Source organism: Allonocardiopsis opalescens (assembly GCF_003002095.1).
Taxonomy (GTDB): Bacteria; Actinomycetota; Actinomycetes; order Streptosporangiales; family Streptosporangiaceae; genus Allonocardiopsis; species Allonocardiopsis opalescens.
Genome location: NZ_PVZC01000004.1, coordinates 185,656 through 204,407, shown reverse-complemented (window position 1 = coordinate 204,407; position 18,752 = coordinate 185,656). Strand labels below are relative to the sequence as shown.

15 protein-coding genes are annotated in these 18,752 nt (G+C 75.3%); 9 read left to right on the top strand and 6 right to left on the bottom strand.

Going from position 1 to position 18,752, the window contains the following annotated elements:
- Positions 1–14 precede the first annotated feature (14 nt).
- A complete protein-coding gene (locus tag CLV72_RS14380) occupies positions 15–833 on the top strand; it encodes an alpha/beta hydrolase (RefSeq protein ID WP_106245909.1) in 819 nt (272 codons plus the stop codon).
- 18 nt (positions 834–851) lie between these two features.
- Here CLV72_RS14380 and CLV72_RS14375 read toward each other — a convergent pair whose 3' ends face one another.
- Both CLV72_RS14375 and yczR read right to left on the bottom strand, forming a co-directional pair.
- Complete coding sequence (locus CLV72_RS14375) at positions 852–2,735, bottom strand: AMP-dependent synthetase/ligase (protein ID WP_106245907.1); 1,884 nt, start codon at positions 2,733–2,735, stop codon at positions 852–854.
- Between the two features lie 280 nt (positions 2,736–3,015).
- Positions 3,016–4,470 carry a MocR-like transcription factor YczR gene (gene yczR / locus CLV72_RS14370; RefSeq protein WP_245930200.1) on the bottom strand — a complete coding sequence of 485 codons (1,455 nt, stop codon included), beginning with the start codon at positions 4,468–4,470 and terminating at the stop codon, positions 3,016–3,018.
- Positions 4,471–4,557: 87 nt separating this feature from the next.
- Here yczR and yczE point away from each other — a divergent pair, with 87 nt between their 5' ends.
- Positions 4,558–5,232: a membrane protein YczE gene (gene yczE, locus CLV72_RS14365; protein ID WP_106245902.1), complete on the top strand. Its 675-nt coding sequence runs from the start codon at positions 4,558–4,560 to the stop codon at positions 5,230–5,232.
- A 127-nt stretch (positions 5,233–5,359) separates the two neighbouring features.
- Positions 5,360–7,192: a glycoside hydrolase family 15 protein gene (locus CLV72_RS14360; RefSeq protein ID WP_106245899.1), complete on the top strand. Its 1,833-nt coding sequence runs from the start codon at positions 5,360–5,362 to the stop codon at positions 7,190–7,192.
- A 28-nt stretch (positions 7,193–7,220) separates the two neighbouring features.
- Here the strand turns inward: CLV72_RS14360 and CLV72_RS14355 are convergent, their stop codons facing one another.
- Entirely contained in the window at positions 7,221–7,889 is a 669-nt protein-coding gene (locus CLV72_RS14355) for a DsbA family protein (protein ID WP_211302870.1), read from the bottom strand.
- A gap of 475 nt (positions 7,890–8,364) precedes the next feature.
- Here CLV72_RS14355 and CLV72_RS14350 point away from each other — a divergent pair, with 475 nt between their 5' ends.
- Positions 8,365–9,039: a uracil-DNA glycosylase gene (locus tag CLV72_RS14350; protein ID WP_106245895.1), complete on the top strand. Its 675-nt coding sequence runs from the start codon at positions 8,365–8,367 to the stop codon at positions 9,037–9,039.
- 31 nt (positions 9,040–9,070) lie between these two features.
- On the opposite strand, the gene CLV72_RS14345 is transcribed toward CLV72_RS14350, so the two are convergent.
- Entirely contained in the window at positions 9,071–9,850 is a 780-nt protein-coding gene (locus CLV72_RS14345) for an SIR2 family NAD-dependent protein deacylase (RefSeq protein WP_106245893.1), read from the bottom strand.
- A gap of 166 nt (positions 9,851–10,016) precedes the next feature.
- Here CLV72_RS14345 and CLV72_RS14340 point away from each other — a divergent pair, with 166 nt between their 5' ends.
- Both CLV72_RS14340 and CLV72_RS14335 read left to right on the top strand, forming a co-directional pair.
- Positions 10,017–10,892 carry a sulfotransferase gene (locus tag CLV72_RS14340; RefSeq protein ID WP_106245891.1) on the top strand — a complete coding sequence of 292 codons (876 nt, stop codon included), beginning with the start codon at positions 10,017–10,019 and terminating at the stop codon, positions 10,890–10,892.
- Positions 10,893–10,933: 41 nt separating this feature from the next.
- Entirely contained in the window at positions 10,934–11,719 is a 786-nt protein-coding gene (locus CLV72_RS14335) for an SDR family oxidoreductase (protein WP_106245889.1), read from the top strand.
- A 16-nt stretch (positions 11,720–11,735) separates the two neighbouring features.
- On the opposite strand, the gene CLV72_RS14330 is transcribed toward CLV72_RS14335, so the two are convergent.
- The gene (locus CLV72_RS14330) at positions 11,736–12,668 is read right to left on the bottom strand and encodes a nucleoside hydrolase (RefSeq protein ID WP_106245887.1); all 933 of its coding nucleotides are present in this window, start codon (positions 12,666–12,668) and stop codon (positions 11,736–11,738) included.
- Between the two features lie 44 nt (positions 12,669–12,712).
- Positions 12,713–14,662, bottom strand: coding sequence for an ABC transporter ATP-binding protein (locus CLV72_RS14325; RefSeq protein WP_106245885.1), 1,950 nt, complete (start codon positions 14,660–14,662; stop codon positions 12,713–12,715).
- Positions 14,663–14,898: 236 nt separating this feature from the next.
- Here CLV72_RS14325 and CLV72_RS14320 point away from each other — a divergent pair, with 236 nt between their 5' ends.
- The 3 genes from CLV72_RS14320 to CLV72_RS14310 all read left to right on the top strand — a co-directional run bounded on the left by CLV72_RS14320 (position 14,899) and on the right by CLV72_RS14310 (position 18,727).
- A complete protein-coding gene (locus tag CLV72_RS14320; RefSeq protein WP_170140979.1) occupies positions 14,899–15,933 on the top strand; it encodes an NAD-dependent epimerase/dehydratase family protein in 1,035 nt (344 codons plus the stop codon).
- A gap of 416 nt (positions 15,934–16,349) precedes the next feature.
- On the top strand, positions 16,350–17,009 hold the full coding sequence (locus CLV72_RS14315) for a TetR/AcrR family transcriptional regulator (protein ID WP_106245879.1): 660 nt from the start codon (positions 16,350–16,352) through the stop codon (positions 17,007–17,009).
- Positions 17,006–18,727, top strand: coding sequence for an acyclic terpene utilization AtuA family protein (locus CLV72_RS14310; protein WP_106245876.1), 1,722 nt, complete (start codon positions 17,006–17,008; stop codon positions 18,725–18,727). Before CLV72_RS14315 ends, CLV72_RS14310 begins: the two co-directional genes overlap by 4 nt.
- Positions 18,728–18,752: the final 25 nt, after the last annotated feature.

The window sequence follows — 18,752 nt, the reverse complement described above, 5'->3', positions numbered from 1 at the left end:
CGGGAGGAAGAACCGTGGTGCAGACCCGCGAGTGGGGGATTTCGGGGAGCGCGGGCCAGCTGTTCGCCCGGTCCTGGTACGACGAGAGCCGGCCGGCGGCCTACATCGCGATCCTGGCGCACGGCTACGGCGAGCACATCGGGCGCTACGAGGAGCTGGCCTCCTGGCTGGCCGGGCACGGCGCCGCCGTGTACGGCCTGGACCACCGCGGCCACGGCCGCTCGGCCGGCGAGCGGGTGGTGATCGACGACTTCGAGGCGGTGGTGGAGGACCTGCACGGCCTGGTGCAGCAGGTGCGCGCCGAGCACACCCGGCTGCCGATCGTGCTGATCGGCCACTCGCTGGGCGGGATGATCGCCACCCGCTACGCGCAGCGGTACCGCCCGTGGCTGGCCGCGCTGGTGCTGTCCGGGCCGGTGCTGGGGGTGTGGACCACGGTGCTGTCGCTGCTGCAGCACGAGCGGGTGCCCGACACCCCGATCGACCCGGCGACGCTCTCCCGCGACGAGAAGGTCGGCGCCGAGTACGTCAACGACCCGCTGGTGTGGCACGGCTCCTTCCAGCGGCGCACGCTCCAGTCGATCATGGCCATGCTGAACACCATCAACGCGGGCGGCCGGCTGGAGGCGCTGCCGACGCTGTGGCTGCACGGCGGCGACGACCGCCTGGTGCCGATCGCCGACACCCGGCTGGGCATCGAGGTGGTGCGCGGCAGCCGGATGGTGGAGCGGATCTACCCGAGCGCCCGGCACGAGGTGTTCAAGGAGACCAACCGGCGCGAGGTGTTCACCGACGTCACCCAGTTCGTGGAGTCGGTGCTGCAGCCGGGCTGAGCCGGGGGCGGGCGGCGCTCAGGCGTCGTACAGTGCGCTGATCTCGGCACCGTACTTGGCGGTGATGACGCGGCGCTTGAGCTTGAGGCTGGGGGTCAGCTCGTCGGTCTCGGGGGTCCACTCCGCGCTCAGCAGCCGCCAGCGCTTGACCTGCTGCACCCGCGCCAGCCGCCGGTTGGCGCGGTCGACGGCGCGCTGCACCTCCTCCACCACCACGGGGTGGGCGGCCAGCAGGCCGAGGTCGTCCAGCTCGGGACCGCTCACCCCCGCGGCCCTGGCCCAGGCGGGGGCGGCCTCGGGGTCCAGGGTGAGCAGCGCGACCGGGTAGGGGCGGCGGTCGCCGTAGGCGAGCGCCTGGCTGATGAGCGGGTGCTCCTTGAGCAGGTTCTCGATGGAGGCGGGTGAGATGTTCTCGCCGCCGGCCGTGATGATCAGCTCCTTCTTGCGGTCCAGGATGCGCACGAAGCCGTCGTCGTCGATCTCGGCGAGGTCGCCGGTGCGCAGCCAGCCGTCGGCGCCGGCCAGCGCGGCGGTGGCGTGGGGCTGGTTGAGGTAGCCGGGCGTGTTGACGGGGCCGCGCACCAGCAGCTCGCCGTCCTCGGCGGTGCGCAGCTCGATGCCGTCCAGGGCGCGGCCGACCGTGCCGAGGCGGTAGCAGTCGGGACTGTTCATCGTGCTCGCCCCGGCGTTCTCGGTCATGCCGTAGATGTCGGCGACGACCATGCCCAGGCCGGTGAAGAAGCGCAGCACGGTGTCGGGCATCGGGGCGGCCGCGGTGCCGTAGAAGACGGCCCGGTCCAGGCCGATCAGGGCGCGGATGGGCTTGAGCACGGCCTCGTCGGCCTTGGCGAAGCGCTCGGCGAGGTCGGCGGGGACGGTGCGGCCGTACTGGGCGGCCTCGGCGTGGGCGCGGCCCAGCTCCATGGCGCGCTCCACCTCGGCGCGGGCGGCGTCGTCGGGCTGGGAGGCCAGGGCGGCGCTCAGCCGGGCGTGCATCTTCTCCCAGGTCCTCGGCACGCCGAACATCAGCTGCGGGCGGGCCCTGAGCAGGTGCTCGGCGAGCCGCGAGGAGTCGGGGCAGAAGTGGACGGCCCCGTGCAGCCGCAGCGGCAGGTAGGTGCTGACCACCCGCTCGGCGATGTGCGCCAGCGAGAGGTAGGAGAGGGTGACCAGGCCGTCGGGCAGCCGCAGCCGGCGCTGAGCCGCCTCGACCTGGTAGAGCACCTGGTGGTGGGTCTCGATCACGCCCTTGGGCACGCCGGTGGTGCCGGAGGTGTACAGCAGGGTGGCGGTGTCCTCGGGGCCGAGGGCGGCCGCCCGGCCTGCCACGGCGGCCTGTCCGGCGGCGCCGAGGGCGTCGCCGCGGGCGCGCAGCTCGGCCAGCGAGAGGTAGCCGACCCGGGAGGCGCCGTCCGGCCCGCCGTCGGCGGGCACTGCGGCGGCGTCGCGCAGCACGATCAGCCGCAGCTCGGGCAGCTGGTGCAGCACCGGCCGCCAGCGGGCCAGCTCCTCGGCGCCGTCGAGCACGGCGACGCGGGCGCGGGAGTCGGCGGCGATGTGGGCCACCTGCTCGGGGGCGAGGGTGGCGTAGACGCTCAGCGGCACGGCGCCGGCTTGCAGGGCGGCGAAGTCGGCGATGAGGTGGTCGGCGCAGTTGGGCAGCATCAGCGCGACGACCTCGCCGGGGGCGGTGCCCGCGTCGATGAGGCCGGCGGCCAGCCGCCTGGCCTCCTCGCGGTACCGCGACCAGCTGAGGGTGCGCCAGGAGCCGCCCACCGGGTCCGACAGCGCGGGGGCGTCGCCGTGGCCGTCGGCCGCGCGGTCGAACCAGTCGACCAGGGTGAGGCCGGAGATCTCGGCCTCGATCTCGGCGCGGGCGGCGAGCACGGCGGTCCGGGTCATCGGATGCCCCTTCCAGATGCGGTTGTGGCGCGGATCACGTCCGCTGCGCAGAATCGCATCATGCCAGGGTGATCGATTCAAGCCGTTCGCCCGGGCTCGGGGCGGTGCCCGGCCGGGCCCGCGCCCCGAAGACCGCGCCCGGGACCCTGGAGAGGAGGGGTCGGGCCCCGGGCGCGGCCGCTCTCGGGGCGGCGCGACGCGCCGCCGCCGGGGTGCCGCGTGGCGCCACGCTAGCAGTACCGGTGAGCGCCCCGGTACGGCGCAAGCGGTTCGAACCGGGTCATACGTACGGCAGCGCGGGGCGTCCGGGCGCGCTGGCGCGCACCTGCGCGTCGGCCGCCGCGAGCCGGGCCACCGCGCCGGCCAGGACCTCGGTGGGCCGGGCGTAGGAGATGCGCAGGTAGCGCTCCAGGGTGCCCTCCATGCCGAAGACGGGTCCGGGCACCACCCGCACGCCCTGGCGTGCGGCGGCCTCGGCCAGCCGCCCGGCGACGGGCTCGGGCAGCTCGGCCCAGACGACGAGGCCGCCGGGCGGGCTCGGGCACCGCCAGTGCGGCAGCTCGGCGGCGAGGGCGGCCAGCAGGGCGTCGCGCCCGGCGCGCAGGCCGGCGGCGCGCTCGGCGCGGATCTCGGCCAGCGCGGGCATCAGCTCCAGGGCGAGCAGCTGCTCCAGCAGCGGCCCGGCGAGGTCGACGCGGGAGCGCAGCGCGGCCAGCCGCTCCACCATGGGCGGCGTGGTGCGCACCCAGCCGACGCGGAGCCCGCCCCAGACCAGCTTGGACAGCGAGCCGACGCTGTGCACCCGCCCGTCGGGGTCGAAGGCGGCCAGCGGCGGCGGCATCTCGACGGGGTCGATGGCCAGCTCGGCGGTGCTCTCGTCGGCGATCAGGGCGGCGCCCGCCGCGCGGGCGGCGGCCACCAGCTCGGCGCGTGCGGCGGCGGGCATCACGGCGCCGGTGGGGTTGTGGAAGTCGGGGATGAGGTATCCGGCGCGGGCGCCGGACTGGCGCAGCGCCGAGGTCGTCAGCCCGAGGTCCCAGCCCTCGGCGGTGACGCCGACGGGGACCAGCCGGGCGCCGAGGTCGCGGGCGGCGGCCATCGGGTGCGGGTAGCTGGGCGACTCGATGAGCAGGCCGTCGCCGGGGCCGAGCAGGCAGCGCAGCAGCAGCGCCACGCCCTGCTGGGCGCCGTTGGTGATGAAGATCTGCTCCGGGGCGGTGGGCAGGCCGCGCGCGGTGTAGTGGCCGGCGACGGCGGCGCGCAGCTCGGGCAGGCCGGTGGTGGTGTAGCCCTGGCCCGAGGTGTGCTCGGCCAGCCGGTGCGCCGCGGCCACCGCGGCCGGGGCGACCCGGCTGACGGCGCCGGGGGCGGCCACGCCGAGGTCGACGTGCTCGGCGTCGGGGGTGAGCGTGATGCCGCCGGAGCCGCCGCCGGGCACGGGCAGCGCCGTCCAGCTGCCGGAGCCGTGCCGGGACTCCACGAAGCCCGTCTCGCGCAGCCGGTTGTAGGCGGCGGTGACGGTGGTCCTGCTCACGTCGAGCGCGCGGGCGAGGTCGCGTTCGGCGGGCAGCCGGGTGCGCACCGGCAGCCGCCCGTCCAGGATGAGGCCGCGCACGGTGTCGGCCAGCGCCGCGTAGTAGGGCCCGGGCGGCTCGGGCGCGGCGCCCGGGCGGACCAGCCGCCCGAGCTGGCGCCCGCTCAGCCGCCGCTCGCCCGCCGGCCCGGGACCGCTCACGGCCACTCCGCCAGGACCATCAGACATAAGGCCACTTTTGCGTATTGGCTATATAAAATCAAGGCCACTTGCGCGAGTCTGGCCAGCATGGCTTCGTCAACCTCTACGAGTGGCCCGGCGGACACCGGGCCAATCGCGGCCCGCCCGGCGCGGGCCGCGCTGCTCCCCCGCCCCCGGGCCAGGCGGCTGGTCCAGCTCTTCGCCGGGCTCTACCTGTTCGGCCTCGGCGCCGCCCTCCAGCTGGAGTCCGGGCTCGGCCTGGACCCCTGGACCGTGCTGCACCAGGGCCTGTCGCTGCGCACCGGGCTGTCCGTCGGCACCTGGACGGTCATCGTCGGCGCCCTGGTGATGCTGCTGTGGATCCCGCTGCGCCAGCGCCCGGGCCTGGGCACCCTCTGCAATGTGCTGGCGCTCGGCCCCGCCGTCGACGTGTCGCTGTGGCTGCTGCCCGAGCCGCAGGAGTGGCCGTGGCGCTGGGCCTTCCTCCTGCTCGGGATCGTCGTCGTGGCCGTCGGCAGCGGCTGCTACATCGGCGCGGGCCTGGGCCCCGGGCCGCGCGACGGGCTGATGACGGGCCTGGCCGCGCGCGGCGTCTCGCCGCGGCTGGCGCGCACCGCGGTGGAGCTGGCCGTGCTGGCCGTCGGCTTCCTGCTCGGCGGCACGGTCGGGATCGGCACGCTGCTGTTCGCCCTGGGGATCGGCCCGATCGTGCAGTTCTTCCTGCGCCGCCTGACGGTGTCCGCCCCGCAGGGGCCCCGCTAGCCGGGCGCGGCGGCGGCCGGTGGCCGGAGCAGGTCGGCACCGCTGGAATCATGGTCTCCTACAGTGGGCATCTACTTGGCGACCGGCGGGCGGCGTGCCGGCGCGCGACGAGGCGGGACGGTGGCAGATGGCCGGGCGGATCGAGGACTACGCGCTGATCGGCGACATGGAGTCGGCGGCCCTCGTCGGCCGCGACGGATCCATCGACTGGCTGTGCATGCCCCGCTTCGACTCCCCCGCCTTCTTCGCCGCCCTGCTCGGCACCGAGGACCACGGCAACTGGTCGATCCGGCCGCGTGACGGCGGCCCGCGCGCCGACCGCCGCCGCTACCGCGGCGACACCCTCATCCTGGAGACCGAGTGGGACACCCCCACCGGCAGCGTCCGGGTCATCGACTTCATGCCGCCGCGCGGCCAGGCGCCCGACGTGGTGCGGATCGTGGAGGGCCTGTCGGGCACCGTGGAGATGCGCACCGAGCTGCGGCTGCGCTTCGACTATGGCCGGGTGGTGCCGTGGATGCACCGCGACGACCACTCCGAGCTGGTCGGGATCGCCGGCCCCGACGCCGTCTGGCTGGCCAGCCCGGTCGACCTGGAGGGCCACAACTTCAAGCACGACGCGGAGTTCACCGTCCGCGCGGGCGAGCGGGTGCCCTTCGTCCTCACCTGGCACCCCTCCTACCAGGCCGAGCCCGACCACGCCGACCCCGAGCCGGCGCTGGCCGAGACCGAGCGCTTCTGGACCGAGTGGGTCGCCACCTGCACCTACGACGGCAAGTACCGCGACGCCGTCGTCCGCTCGCTGATCACCCTCAAGGCCCTCACCTACGCCCCCAGCGGCGGCATCGTCGCCGCGCCCACCACCTCGCTGCCCGAGGACCTCGGCGGCGTCCGCAACTGGGACTACCGCTACTGCTGGCTGCGCGACGCCACGATCACCCTGGAGGCGCTGCTGCGCAGCGGCTACACCGAGGAGGCCGAGGCCTGGCGCGAGTGGCTGGTGCGCGCGGTGGCCGGCGACCCCCAGGACATGCAGATCATGTACAGCGTGCTGGGCGAGCGGCGGCTGCCCGAGTGGGAGCCCGACTGGCTGCCCGGCTACGAGGGCTCCCGGCCGGTGCGCATCGGCAACGCCGCCGTGAACCAGTTCCAGCTCGACGTCTACGGCGAGGTCATGGACGTGCTGTTCCTGGCCCGCCAGTCGGGCCTGGAGGGCGCCGGCCACGTCTGGGGGCTGCAGCGCTCGCTGACGAACTACCTGGAGTTCACCTGGGACACCCCCGACGAGGGGCTGTGGGAGGTGCGCGGCCCCAGCCGGCACTTCGTGCACTCCAAGGTGATGGCCTGGGTGGCGGCCGACCGCGCGGTGCGCATGGTCGAGGAGTTCGGCAAGGACGGCCCGGTGGAGCGGTGGAAGGAGCTGCGCGACCGCATCCACGCCGAGGTCTGCGAGCACGGCTACGACCCCGACCGCAACACCTTCACCCAGTACTACGGCGGCACCAACCTGGACGCCGCGCTGCTGCTGATCCCGGTGGTGGGCTTCCTGCCGCCCGACGACCCCCGCGTCGTCGGCACGGTGGAGGCGATCCAGCGTGAGCTGATGGTCGACGGCTTCGTGCTGCGCTACCCGATCGAGGCGACCGACGGCTCCGACGCCGTCGACGGCCTGCCCGGCGACGAGGGCGCCTTCCTGGCCTGCAGCTTCTGGCTGGCCGACGCGCTGCACCTGATCGGCCGGCGCAAGGAGGCCACCGAGCTGTTCGAGCGGCTGCTGGCCCTGCGCAACGACGTCGGGCTGCTCGCGGAGGAGTACGACCCCAGGATCGGCCGGATGGTCGGCAACTTCCCGCAGGCGTTCAGCCACGTGCCGCTGGTGACCACCGCCTACAACCTCACCCTGCACGACGGCCACCGGCGCGGCGAGCGCTGCCGCGACGGGCGCGCCGCCGGCGGCTGAGCAGCCGGGCGGCGCGCCTCGGTGCGGCTCAGACCGGGGTGCCGCCGGCCGCCTCGCGGATCTGCTCCAGGGTCGGCAGGGCGCCGCCGGAGCCGCTGACCTGCTCGCCCTCCACCGCGACGGTGGGGGTGCCGAAGGAGCCCCACCGGGTGATGGCCTCCTGGGTGTAGACCGCCAGCTCGTCGGTGTAGCGCCCCTCCGACACGCAGCCGGCGAACGCGGGGTCGTCGATGCCCGCCTCCTGGCCCCAGGCCACCAGCCGGTCGGCCTCGAAACCGGGGTCGCCCTGCATCGGCTGCTCGGTGAAGAGCCGGTCGTTGTAGGCGGTCCAGGCCGCGGCGCTGCCGTACTCGGCCGCGCACAGCGCCGCCGAGCCGGCCCGCAGCGAGTTGCCGGCGTCGGGCTCCCCGGCGCCCGCGAAGACGCTCACCGGCCGCACGACCACCTGGGCGTCGCCGTCGGCGGCCATCTGCGCCAGGCCCTCCCCGGACTCCTGGTGGAACATGCGGCAGTGCGGGCAGGCGTAGTCGACCCACAGCTCCACGACGGGGGCGTCGGCCGCGCCGGAGGCCAGCGCGATGCCGCCGTCCTCGCCGAGCGCGATCGTCAGGCCCGCGCCCGCGATGCTGCCCGGCGCGGCGGGTTCGCGCAGCAGCCAGACCGCGGCGCCCGCGAGCACCACGACGAGTGCCAGCACGCCCGCCACGATGCCGGCCACCAGCCCGGTGCGGCGGCGCGGCGCGCGCGGGCCGGGCGGCGGCGCTCCGGACGGCCCGCTCCAGCCCGGAGGCGGCGGCCAGCCGGGCGGCGGCCCGGCCTGACCGGGTCCGCCCTGCGGCCCGGGTCCGGCTCCGGGCCCGCCCTGGGGACCCGGCACTCCGTGCGGAAACCGCCCGCCCGGGGGCGGCGCCGGCGGCCCGTAGGGGCCCTGCGGCGGCTGGTGCGGCGGGCCCGGCGGGCCGGCCGCCGGGCGCTGGGCCGGGGTCGGCCCGGGTTCTGGTGGGTACACGGCGGTCTTCCCGGAGCGTCGGTGGGTTTCCACGAGGGACCGCTTCATCCTAGGAGAACCGGCGGGCCCGCGGTGGGGCGGCGGGCGCCCCGCGGCGCGGGTCCGCCTGCGGCGCGGGCTGTTTCGGCCCGCGCCGTCACCGGGCGCCGCTATGGTGTGCGCCATGGCTGGACGAAACCTGGCGGACAATGTCGAAGCCGGTTGGGCGCGGGCGCTGGAGCCCGTCGCCGACCGCATCGCCCGGATGGGCGAGTTCCTGCGCGAGGAGGTGGCCGCGGGCCGCAGCTACCTTCCCGCCGGCGAGAACGTGCTGCGCGCCTTCAAGCAGCCCTTCGCCGATGTGCGCGTGCTCGTGGTGGGGCAGGACCCCTATCCGATCCCCGGCCACGCGGTGGGGCTGAGCTTCTCGGTGGCGCCCGACGTCAAGCCGATCCCGGGCAGCCTGCGCAACATCTTCCGCGAGTACTGCGACGACCTCGGCCACCCCAAGCCCGCCAACGGCGACCTCAGCCCGTGGACCGAGCGCGGCGTGCTGCTGCTCAACAAGGTCCTGACGGTCGCGCCCCGCTCCCCCGGCTCGCACCGCAGCAAGGGCTGGGAGGAGATCACCGAGTGCGCCATCAAGGCGCTGGTGGCGCGCGGCACCCCGATGGCGGCGGTCCTGTGGGGGCGCGACGCGCGCAATCTCAAGCCGATCCTGGGCGAGGTGCCGTGCGTGGAGTCGGCGCACCCCAGCCCGATGGTGCGCAGCGGCTTCCTCGGCACCCGCCCGTTCAGCCGGGTGAACGAGCTGCTGGAGCGGCAGGGCGCCGAGCCGATCGACTGGAAGCTCCCCTAGCGGCGCGGCCTTCCGGGGCGGCCGGGCGCGCTCAGCCCGCCGGCCCCTCGCAGGCGCCCGCCCGGGCGGCGATCTCGGGCAGCACCGTGCCGATCGGCTCGCGCAGTACGGCGGCGGCCAGGCCGTCGTAGGGGGTGGGCTGGGCGTTCACCACCACCAGGCGCGCGCCGGAGTCCACCGCCAGCTCGGCCAGCCCGGCGGCCGGGTGCACGGTGAGCGAGCTGCCGATGGCGAGGAGCAGCTCGCAGTCGCGGGCGGCCGCCACGGCCGCCCGCAGCACCGGCTCTTTCAGCGCCTGGCCGAAGGAGATCGTCGCCGCCTTCTGCACTCCGCCGCAGCCGAGGCAGGCGGGGTCGTCCTCGCCCGCCGCCACCCGGTCGAGAACCTGGCGGGTGGGGGTGCGCCGCTCGCAGTCCAGGCACTCCACCTCGTGCACGGTGCCGTGGATCTCCACGACCGCCGGCCCGCCCGCCGCGCCCGAGCCGGCCGCCTGGTGCAGGCCGTCGATGTTCTGGGTGACCAGTGCGCGCAGGGTGCCCAGCCGCTCGATGGCGACCAGGGCGCGGTGGCCGGCGTTGGGCCGGGCCGTCCAGGCGGGGTGCTCGGCGCGCATCCGCCATACCTCGCGCCGCACCGCCGGGTCGGCGCGGTAGGTGTCGAAGTCGAAGCGCGAGGCGGCCGAGGGGTCCCTGGTCCAGACCCCCTGCGGGCCGCGGAAGTCGGGAATGCCGCTGTCGGTGCTGATCCCGGCGCCGGTGAGCACGGTGATCGCCCGGGCGCCGCGCACCCACGCCGCGACCCGTCCGATCATCTCGCGGTCATCTTCACGCGGTTTGTCGGTACTCTCCACACCAGCACCCTAAATCGCGGATTCGCGCGGCTTGTGACGGTCCGCGCGGCCCCCGGCCCCGGAGCGGCGTGTCGGCCCACGGCCCGTACTCCGGCGTACCCCATCCAATGCGACACTAAGAGCGACGATGAAGCAGGCGCCCTACATCCTCGTGGTCAACGGCATCAAGGTCCGGAGACCCGTATTCGTGCTGGGCGCGCCCCTGTCGGGGGTCGAGTTGGTGGGGCGGGCGCTGAAGCGCTCCGCGGGCTTCCACGTCAGCGTCTGGCAGCCGTCGGTGCTGCGGATGGCCTACGCGCTGGCGCGGCGGCCCTCCATCGCCGAGGGGCGCGACGACGCCACCGCGCGGGTCATCCGCGACACCTTCGCCGAGGCGTGGCAGATCAGTGCGCGCAACTGCGCGGACTGCGTGGCGCAGTGCCGCGCCGCGGCGGGCAACAGCTCCTACCCGTGCGTGAGCCGCTCGGCGGTGGAGCGCTTCGGCGACGCCGGCCCCGACCTGATCTACAGTGCGCTGCCGCTGGTGCACGCCTTCACCGACGCCCGGCTGATCCAGGTGATCAGGGACGGCCGCGACGTGGTCACCGACATGCTCGCCGACGAGCAGGCCCTGGCCTGGTTCAAGATCCCCAATGTGGCCGACGAGTTCCCCAACCCGTTCTTCGGGGTCGAGGACGACGCCGACCGCACGCTGTGGCCGGAGCTGTCGACCGCGGGGAAGGCGGCCATGCGCTGGCGCGGGGCGGTGCGGCTGTCGGCGCGGCTGCGCGGGGAGCTGCCGCGCGAGCAGCTGATGACCGTGCGCTACGAGGACCTCTTCCGCAAGCAGCTGGAGGTCGCGCAGTCGGTGTCGGAGTTCCTGGACGCCCGGATGTCCGCGGTGGAGCTGGTGCGGGCCGACCGCAGCGGTATCGGCGGCTGGCGGCTGCGGCTGTCGGCGCTCCAGCACGCCGAGGTGGACAAGGTGGCCGGCCAGGAGCTGCGCAGGCTCGGCTACGTGTAGTCCGCGGCCGAGCTCCCCGGGGCGTCGGCCACAATGGGCGCATGGATCTTGGACTGCGCGACCGCGTCTACATCGTCACCGGCGGCAGCCGCGGCCTCGGCCGGGCCGCCGCGCAGGCGCTGCTGGCCGAGGGCGCCCGGGTGGTGCTCAGCGCCCGGGGCGCCGAGGCCGTCGACGCCGCCGCCCGCGAGCTGGGCGAGACGGCGGGCGGCGCCGACCAGGTCGTCGGCGTGGTGGCCGACAACGCCGATCCCGACACCGCGCACCGGCTGCTGGACACCGCGCTGACCGCCTTCGGCCGGGTGGACGGCGCGCTGGTCAGCGTGGGCGGCCCGCCGCCCGGCCCGGTCGCGGACACCCCCGACGAGGTGTGGCTCGACGCCTTCGGCGGCGTCTTCCTGGGCGCGCTGCGCATCGCCCGCATGGTCGGCTCGGCGCTCGCGGCCCGGGAGGGCGAGGGCTCGATCGCCTTCGTGCTGTCGACCTCGGTGCGCCAGCCCATCCCCGGGCTCGGCGTCTCCAACGGGCTGCGGCCCGGCCTGGCCGGGGCGGCCAAGGCGCTCGCCGACGAGCTGGGACCCAGCGGGGTGCGGGTGAACGGGCTGCTGCCCGGCAGCATCGCCACCGACCGGCTGCGCTCGCTGGCGGCGGCCCGCGGCGAGGACCCCGAGGAGGCGCTGGCGCGCACCGCGCGCGGCGTGCCGCTGCGCCGGGTCGGCACCCCCGAGGAGTTCGGGCGGGTGGCGGCCTTCGTGCTCTCCCCCGCCGCCTCCTACCTGACCGGCGCGCAGATCCCGGTCGACGGGGGCGTCATCCGGGGGATCTGAGCGCGACCCGGCCGGCTCAGGGGCGGCGGGCGAGCAGGTCGAGCATGAAGCGGTGGAAGCCGGCCGCGTCGATCTCCTCCACCACGGTGGCGTTGGGCTCCTTGCCGAAGACGCCCCAGTCGAACACGGCGTAGCCGCGGGTCAGCTCGCCCTGCGTCTCGACGTCGACGAAGTAGCGGCGGCTGCGGCGCACCAGGCCGGGCTCGAGCAGCAGGGCGACGGTGAGCGAGTCGGGGTGGGTGCTGCCGTCGATGCCCACGGAGCGGTCGAAGGCCAGGGTGGGCGCGTTGACCAGGTCGAAGAAGCGCGACAGCGGGGTGTCGAGCGCGCTGATCGCGGCCAGTCGCGCCGTGTCGAACAGCGCCTGGTCCAGGGTGAGGTTCCAGGTGACGACGGTGGTGTCGAAGCCGGCGCTGAAGACGATGCGGGCCGCCTCGGGGTCGACGTAGAAGTTGTACTCGGCGGCCGCGGTGATGTTGCCGCGGCCGTTGTTGGAGCCGCCCATCACGTACAGCGAGCGCACATTGCGGGGGAAGGCGGGGTCGCGGCGGGCGGCGAGCGCGATGTTGGTGAGCGGGCCGATGGCGACCACGTCGACCTCGCCGGGGTGCTCGCGGGCGATGCGCACCAGTGCGTCGACGGCGTGCTCGGCCTCCACCGCCCGCTCGGGCACCGCGAAGGCGTGGCCGCCCCTGCCGTCGCCGTGGACGTTCTCGGCACTGACCCACTCGCGCAGCAGCGGGCGCTCGGCGCCGGCGTGCACGGGGACCTCCGGCCGGCCGGCCGCGTCCAGGGTGATCAGCGCGTTCTCCACCTGCCGGGCGAAGCCGACGTTGCCGGCGACGAGGGTGACGGCGATCAGGTCCGCCGCCGGGTGCAGTGCGCCGGCCAGCAGCGCGAAGCAGTCGTCGGCTGCGGTGTCGGTGTCGATGACGAGCCGGGTGGGCACGGCGCGCTCTCCTTCCGCGCCGGCCCGGCCGCGGCCGCCGCCCGTCAGCGCACGGCGCTCCGGGCGTCGGCGGCCTGCGCGGGGTCCTGGTCGGCCGGGTCGGGCCCGGCGTCCTCCTGCTCGGCGAACTGGGTCCGGTACAGGTCAGCGTACAGTCCGCCCCGCGCGACCAGTTCGTCGTGCCGGCCGCGCTGCACGATTCGGCCGCCGTCGACCACCAGGATCTGGTCGGCCTCGCGGATGGTGGACAGCCGGTGCGCGATCACGATGGCGGTGCGGCCGCGCAGCGCGGTGGCCAGCGCCTGCTGGATCGCCGACTCCGACTCGGAGTCCAGGTGGGCGGTCGCCTCGTCCAGCACCACCACGGCGGGGGCGCGCAGCAGCACCCGGGCGATGGCCAGCCGCTGCTTCTCGCCGCCGGACAGCCGGTAGCCGCGCTCGCCGACGACGGTGTCCAGGCCCTCGGGCAGGGCGTCCAGCAGCTCGCCCAGCCGGGCGGCGCGCATCGCCGACTCCAGTTCGGCGTCGTCGGCGCCGGGCCGGGCGTAGGCGAGGTTGGCGCGGATGGTGTCGTGGAACAGGTGGGTGTCCTGGCTGACCACGCCGACGGCGTCGTGCAGGGACTGCAGGGTGGTGTCGCGGATGTCGGCGCCGCCGACGCGGACCGCGCCGTCGGTGACGTCGTAGAGCCGGGACACCAGGTGGGTGATGGTGGTCTTCCCGGCGCCCGAGGGGCCGACCAGGGCGACCAGCTGGCCGGGCTCGGCGGTGAAGCTGATGTCGGTGAGCACGTCGGGGGTGCCCGGGCCGCCGGGGGCGGCGGCGCGGTCGGGGCGGGCGGCGGACTCCAGCGAGGCCAGCGAGACCTGGTCGGCGCCGGGGTAGTGGAAGCGCACCCGGTCGAAGTCCACCCGCAGCGGCCCGGCCGGCAGCGGGCGGGCGTCGGGCTTCTCCTCGATCATCGGCTCCAGGTCCAGCACCTCGAAGACGCGGTCGAAGCTGACCAGGGCGGTCAGCACGTCGATGTGCACGTTGCCGAGCGCGGTGAGCGGGCCGTACAGGCGGGTGAGCAGAGCGGCCATCGCGACCAGGGTGCCCAGTTCGATGGCGCCGCCGACGACGAGGTTGCCGCCGAAGCCGTAGACCATGGCGATGGCGAGCGCGGCGACGAGGGTGAGCGCGGTGAAGAAGATCCGGCTGTACATGGAGCCGACCACGCCGATGTCGCGCACCTTGGCGGCCCGCTCGGCGAACTGCCTGGACTCCTCGTCGGGGCGGCCGTAGAGCTTCACCAGCATGGCGCCGCCGACGTTGAAGCGCTCGGTCATCAGGGCGCTCATCTCGGCGTCCAGCTGCATCTGGTCGCGGCTGATGCGCGCCATCCTGCTGCCGATCAGCCGGGCGGGGACCACGAAGACCGGAAGCAGCAGCAGCGCGATCAGGGTGATCTGCCAGGAGAGCACCAGCATGGTGACCAGCACGATGGCCAGGCTGAGCACATTGGAGACCACCGACGACAGGGTGGTGGTGAGGGCGCGCTGGGCGCCGATCACGTCGGTGTTGAGGCGGCTGGTCAGCGAGCCGGTCTGGGTGCGGGTGAAGAAGGCCAGCGGCATCCGCTGCACGTGGTCGTAGACCTCGGTGCGCAGGTCGTAGATGAGCCCTTCGCCCAGCCGGGAGGAGTACCAGCGCTGGACCAGGCCGAGCGCTGCCTCGACCAGCGCAAGCCCGGCCACGGCGAGCGCCAGCAGGGTGACCAGCCGGGCGTCGCCGGGGATGATGCCCTGGTCGATGATGGCCTTCATGATGAGCGGGTTGGCGACCACGATGAGGGCGCCGAAGACGACGAGTCCGAGGAAGACCACCAGGTCGCGCAGGTAGGGGCGGGCGTAGCCGGCGATCCTGGGGATCGTGCCGGGCCGCAGCCGCTTGGCGGGTTCGTCGCGGGTGTAGGACCGGAACGCCGACCAGGCCGAGTAGTTCGTGTCGCTCATCCATGCTCCGTTCCGCCGTGGTCGTGGACCGCCCGCGCACGCGGCGCCGACCGGGCGCCGCTGGGTGGGCGCGCTGTTCAACACGGCTCCGCGAGGCGACGTTCCCTCTTCCGCTACGGGCGAACCCGTTGAGCCGAACGCTGAAAGCGGTTCCGCCGCGACCGTATCGGTGCTTGGCTGCCCGAGGCGCCGCCCCGGCCCGGGGCGGTCGCGGCTGGCGAGACGCGGAGGTCGTGATGCGGGTAGTCGTGATCGGCGGGACGCAGTTCATCGGTCGGCGGGTGGCGGCCGAGCTGCTGGCGCGGGGCGACGAGGTGCTGGTGGTGCACCGCGGCGGCCACGAGCCGCCGGAGCTCGCGGCCTGCCGCCACCTGCACGTCGACCGCCGCGAGTTCGACACCGTCGCCGACGAGGTCGCCGCCTTCGCGCCCGACGCCGTGGTCGACACCGTCGCCATGAGCGGCATCGACGCCGCCACCTCGCTGCCGCACCTGCCCGACGTGCCGGTGGTGGTGCTGTCCAGCGCCGACGTCTACCAGGCCTTCGACGTGATGCGCGGGGCGGCGCCCGAGCCGGTGGCGGTGCCGCTGACCGAGGACGCCGAGCTGCGGCGCACCCGCTACCCGCACCGCGGCGCCGGCTTCGCCATCGGCGACTACGACTTCGACAGCTACGAGAAGCTGGACGTGGAGCCCGCCTACCTGGAGCGGGGCGGCACCGTGCTGCGGCTGGGCTTCGTCTACGGCGAGCACGACTACCAGCGGCGCGAGGAGCCGGTGCTGCGCCGGGTGCGGGCCGGGCGCGAGCGCATCCCGGTGGGTCCGGGCGACTGGCTGGCGAGCCGCGTCTACGTGGGCGATGTGGCCGGGGCGGTGCTGGCGGCGCTGGGCAATCCGGCGGCCCACGGCGAGGTGTTCAACATCGCCGAGCCGACCAGCCTGCCGGTGGTGGCCTGGGTGCGCCAGATCCTGGCGGCGGCCGGGCACCGCGCCGAACTGGTGCGGGTGCCCGAGTCGCGGGTCCCGGCCGACCTGGTGCTGACCGGCAGCAGCGTCCAGCACGTCCTGCTCGACAGCCGCAAGGCCATGGACCTGCTCGGCTGGTCGCCGGGGCCGGTCGAGGAATCGATCGGCCGGTCGGTGCGGTGGCATCTGGCCAACCCGCCGGAGTCGGCCGACCCCGATTTCAGCGCCGACGACAAGGCGCTCGCCAAGGCGGCCGCTCGGTCGGGGGCGGGGCGGCCGGTCGAGGCGGAAAATGTCAGCCGCTGACGTTTCGTGACGCGCGGCTCACCCCGGCGCACCGGGGTGAGCGGCGGCGACGGCCCGGGCGCGCCGGGCGCCATTCACCAGGGCGCGGCCGGGCGGCGGTCCCGGCGGCCATTCAGCGCCGGTGCCGCACCGGTGATTCGTCGGTGTTCCTCCCGGACCCGGTGAATTCGACCGGAAATTGCCGTACAGTTCCCACCTGAATCGCGTCCCGGGAATTCCGCTCCCTGTTTTTCGGCGGGAGCACCGGCTAATTCCGGGAGGCCCCGCGCTTCGCTTTCCGGATATTCGCGCCGGCGCACCGGCGCCGGATCCGCGCGTCCGGCACCGGCCGCGCGGACGCCTCCCCCGGGCGTCCGTCCGGGGGGAAACAAACAGTCAGGCTTGCTTCTTTTTCCGGCTTGGGCGATGCTTCCGCCATGGGCGACATATCCGGCGGCGCCGCCGGTCCCGCGGTCGCGCCGGGCCGACCGGGGCCGCAGCAGCAGCGCAGCAGGCTGACCCGGCTGCGGCTGATGGAGGCGACGGTGGAGTGCCTGGTCGAGCGGGGCTGGGCCGGGACCACCACCACCGTGGTGGCCGACCGGGCCGGGGTGTCCAGGGGGGCGCAGCTGCACCACTTCCGCACCAGGGGCGAGCTGGTCGCCGCGGCCGTCGAGCACATCGGCCGGGTGCGCGCCGACGATCTGCGCCGCCGTGCCGCCGGGCTGCCCGGCGGCCGGCCCGGCACCGGGGCCGCGCTGGACCTGCTGGCCGAGCTGTTCACCGGCCCCGCCTTCACCGCCGCCCTGGAGCTGTGGGTGGCGGCGCGCACCGACGCCGCGCTGCGCGAGCTGGTGGTGCCGCTGGAGAACCGGCTGGGCCGCGAGACGCACCTGCTGGCCGTCGAACTGCTGGGCGCCGACGAGTCGCGGCCCGGTGTGCGCGAGGCGGTCCAGGCCACCCTGGACCTGGTGCGCGGCCTGGCCCTGGCCGACCAGCTCACCGACGACGGCGCCCGCCGGGCGCGGATCCTGCGCCAGTGGGCGGCCATGCTCGACACGGCGCTGCGCGGCCCGGGCACGGGGTCGCCCCGGTGAGCGCGCCGCTGCGGATCGGCAACGCCTCCGGCTTCTACGGCGACCGGCTCGGCGCGGTCCGCGAGATGCTGGCCGACGGCCCGCTCGACGTGCTCACCGGCGACTACCTGGCCGAGCTGACCATGCTGATCCTGGGCCGCGACCGACTGGCCGACCCCGGCCGCGGCTACGCCGCCACCTTCCTGCGGCAGATGGAGGACTCCCTCGCGCTGGCCGCCGAGCGCGGCGTGCGGATCGTCAGCAACGCGGGCGGCCTGAACCCGGCCGGGCTGGCGGCGGCGCTGCGGCGGCTGGCCGAGCGGCGCGGCCTGCCGGTGCGGGTGGCGTACGTGACCGGCGACGAATTGCTGCACCGGGCCGAGGCGCTCGGCTTCCCCGGCGCGGTCACCGCCAACGCCTACCTGGGCGGGTGGGGCATCGCCGAGGCGCTGCGGCGCGGCGCCGAGGTGGTGGTGACCGGCAGGGTCACCGACGCGTCGCTGGTGGCCGGCCCGGCGGCGGCGCACTTCGGCTGGGCGCGCGACGACTTCGACGCGCTGGCCGGTGCGACGGCGGCCGGGCACGTGCTGGAGTGCGGCACCCAGGCCACGGGCGGCAACTACGCCTTCTTCACCGAACTGCTCGCGGCCGGGCACGACCTGACCAGCCCGGGCTTCCCGCTGGCCGAGGTGGACGCCGACGGCTCGGCCGTCATCACCAAGCATCCCGGCACCGGCGGGGCGGTCACCGTCGGCACGGTCACCGCGCAGCTGCTGTACGAGATCACCGGGCCGCGCTACGCCGGGCCCGATGTCACCGCGCGTTTCGACACGGTCCGGCTGGAGGCCGCCGGCCCGGACCGGGTGCGGCTGTCGGGCGCCCGCGGCGAGCCGCCGCCGCCGGCGGTGAAGGTGGGGGTGAACCGCCTGGCCGGCTTCCGCAACGAGGTGACCTTCGTGCTGACCGGGCTCGACATCGAGGCGAAGGCCGCGCTGGTGCGGGCGCAGGCCGAGGCGGCGCTCGGCGCCGCGCGGCCGAGGCGGCTGGAGTGGCGGCTGGCCCGCACCGACCGGGCGTCGGCCCGCACCGAGCAGGAGCACAGCGCGCTGCTGCGGGTGGTGGCCGCCGACCCCGACGCCGAGCGGGTGGGCCGCGCCTTCAGCTCGGCCCTGGTCGAGCTGGCGCTGGCCTCCTACCCCGGCTGCCACCTGACCGCCCCGCCGGGGCGGGGCTCGCCGTACGGGGTGTTCTCGGCCGCGCACGTGGACCGGGCCGAGGTGCGCCAGGAGGTGGTGCTGCCCGGCGGCGAGCGGCTGGCGGTGCCCGCGGACGGGCCGGTGCTGGCGCTCGCCGAAGTGCCCGATGAGGCGGCGCCCGCCCCGCCCGGTGAGCCGGGCCCGGTGCGCCCGGCGCCGCTCGGCGCGGTGCTCGGTGCGCGCAGCGGCGACAAGGGCGGCGACGCCACCCTCGGGGTGTGGGCGCGTGACGATCCGGGCTGGGCCTGGCTGGACCGCACCCTGACCGCGGACCGGCTGCGCGAACTGCTGCCCGAGACGGCCGGCCTGCCGGTGCGCCGGTACCGGCTGCCGAAGCTGCGCGCGCTGTCCTTCGTACTGGAGGGCCTGCTCGGCGAGGGCGTCGCCGCCACCAGCCGCTTCGACCCGCAGGCCAAGGGGGTGGCGGAGTGGCTGCGCGCCCAGACCGTGGACGTGCCGGTCGAGCTGCTGGAACCGGGATGACCCCGGGCGCCGCGCGGCCCCTCCC

Coding starts and splice junctions, on each gene's coding strand:
- CLV72_RS14375 (WP_106245907.1), bottom strand. CDS start 2,735: ATGACCCGGACCGCCGTGCTCGCCGCCCGCGCCGAGATCGAGGCCGAG.
- yczE (WP_106245902.1), top strand. CDS start 4,558: ATGGCTTCGTCAACCTCTACGAGTGGCCCGGCGGACACCGGGCCAATC.
- CLV72_RS14360 (WP_106245899.1), top strand. CDS start 5,360: ATGGCCGGGCGGATCGAGGACTACGCGCTGATCGGCGACATGGAGTCG.
- CLV72_RS14350 (WP_106245895.1), top strand. CDS start 8,365: ATGGCTGGACGAAACCTGGCGGACAATGTCGAAGCCGGTTGGGCGCGG.
- CLV72_RS14345 (WP_106245893.1), bottom strand. CDS start 9,850: ATGATCGGACGGGTCGCGGCGTGGGTGCGCGGCGCCCGGGCGATCACC.
- CLV72_RS14340 (WP_106245891.1), top strand. CDS start 10,017: ATGAAGCAGGCGCCCTACATCCTCGTGGTCAACGGCATCAAGGTCCGG.
- CLV72_RS14335 (WP_106245889.1), top strand. CDS start 10,934: ATGGATCTTGGACTGCGCGACCGCGTCTACATCGTCACCGGCGGCAGC.
- CLV72_RS14325 (WP_106245885.1), bottom strand. CDS start 14,662: ATGAGCGACACGAACTACTCGGCCTGGTCGGCGTTCCGGTCCTACACC.
- CLV72_RS14320 (WP_170140979.1), top strand. CDS start 14,899: ATGCGGGTAGTCGTGATCGGCGGGACGCAGTTCATCGGTCGGCGGGTG.
- CLV72_RS14315 (WP_106245879.1), top strand. CDS start 16,350: ATGGGCGACATATCCGGCGGCGCCGCCGGTCCCGCGGTCGCGCCGGGC.